The following is a 1,670-nucleotide window of genomic DNA, read 5'->3' on the forward strand; positions in this document are numbered from 1 at the left end:
TGATATGCTCCCCTTTAAGTAGACAGGTTTAAAAAACAAACCTACTACTTGGAGGGGAGTATTTCTTTTGGCTAAGAAGAATGAGTATAGTGGCGCGGAGAAATTGGCGATTTTAGAGGAGTTGAAAACAGGTGGGGGCACTCTGGTGGAAGTCGCCCACAAGTACAATCTCCATAAGAAGACCTTGCGAGCTTGGCGGCATCAGTATGAATTGTACGGAATGGAAGGGTTAGAAATCCGAATCAAGAATAACCGGTATTCCCCCGAATTAAAGCTTCAAGCGGTTCAAGATTATTTGTCGGGGAAGTATTCACAATATGAACTCATCGATACATACAAAATTGCAAGCCGAACTCAGCTCAGAAGCTGGATTGCCAAGTATAATAGTCATAGCAGCTTTAAATCGGTTAACGAGGGAGCATCGGCTATGACCAAAGGACGTTCTACTACGTGGCAGGAACGAATTGATATCGTGCTTTACTGTATGGCACATAAGCGCAACTATGGGAAAACAGCAGCGCAGTTTAATGTTTCCTACAACCAAGTGTACCAGTGGGTCAAGAAGTACGAGAACGGCGGACAAGATGCGCTTCAGGACGGGCGAGGACGGAAGAAAGCGTCTGAGGAGTTAACCGAGGCCGAGCGTCACAAGCTGGAGATGAAGAAGCTGGAATATGAAAATGAACGGCTTAGAGCGGAGAATGCGTTTCTAAAAAAGTTGAAGGAAATTCAAAGGAGGCGAGTTTGAGCAGACATCGACGGAGGCATGTGTATGTGGCCATACAAGCGGTACATGAAGAACAAGGGTTTAGCGTGCAGTTGTTGTGTGAGGTTGCACAGATTCAGCGCTCCAGTTATTACAAGTGGGTAAACCACAAACCCAGCCCGCAGGAACAAGAAAACGAGCAACTGACGAAGGACATGCTGACCCTTCATGAGCAGGTGCGCGGCATCTACGGCTACCGGCGGCACACTGTCCAGCTCCGTCGTCAAACAGGCAAACCCATTAATCACAAACGAATTCGGCGGCTCATGACCCTCGCAGGGATCCAGTCGGTAATCCGTAGGAAGAAAAAGCAATACCCGCGTTCCGCTCCACAGCATATTGCCGAGAACTTGCTAGGCCGCAAGTTCCATGCTGAAGCGCCCAATGAGAAGTGGCTGACCGATGTAACGGAGTTCAAATATGGACATAGTCAGAAAGCTTACCTCAGCGCCATCCTGGACCTCCATAGCAACAACATTATTTCCTATGTGCTCGGGCATTCGAACAACAACAAACTCGTATTTAAAACGCTGGACCAGGCGCTTGAGGCTACGCCGGGCGCTACTCCTATGCTTCACAGTGACCGGGGGTTTCAATACACCTCGACGGCTTTTAAGAGGAAACTGGACAAAGCAAACATTACCCAAAGCATGTCACGTGTTGGCCGTTGCATTGACAACGGACCAATGGAATCTTTCTGGGGAACCTTGAAATGCGAGATGTATTACCTGACTACATACAACTCGTTTGAAGAGTTGAAGAAGGACATCGATACCTATATCCACTTTTACAATAACGAGCGATTACAGGCAAAGTTAAACGGCCTCAGTCCCACGGAATTCAGAACTAAGGCCGCTTAAAACTTTTACTTATTTGTACTGTCTACTTGACGGGGTGCAGTTCA

General features: G+C 47.4%; 2 protein-coding genes. Both read left to right on the forward strand.

Annotated elements, in window-relative coordinates:
- Positions 1-67 precede the first annotated feature (67 nt).
- Positions 68-748: a helix-turn-helix domain-containing protein gene (locus EDM55_RS29295; RefSeq protein WP_031305320.1), complete on the forward strand. Its 681-nt coding sequence runs from the start codon at positions 68-70 to the stop codon at positions 746-748.
- Between the two features lie 26 nt (positions 749-774).
- Positions 775-1,626 (forward strand): IS3 family transposase, encoded by an 852-nt coding sequence (locus EDM55_RS29300; RefSeq protein WP_170184557.1) that lies wholly within the window; start codon positions 775-777, stop codon positions 1,624-1,626.
- Positions 1,627-1,670: the final 44 nt, after the last annotated feature.

Source organism: Brevibacillus centrosporus (assembly GCF_003710815.1).
GTDB lineage: Bacteria > Bacillota > Bacilli > Brevibacillales > Brevibacillaceae > Brevibacillus > Brevibacillus centrosporus.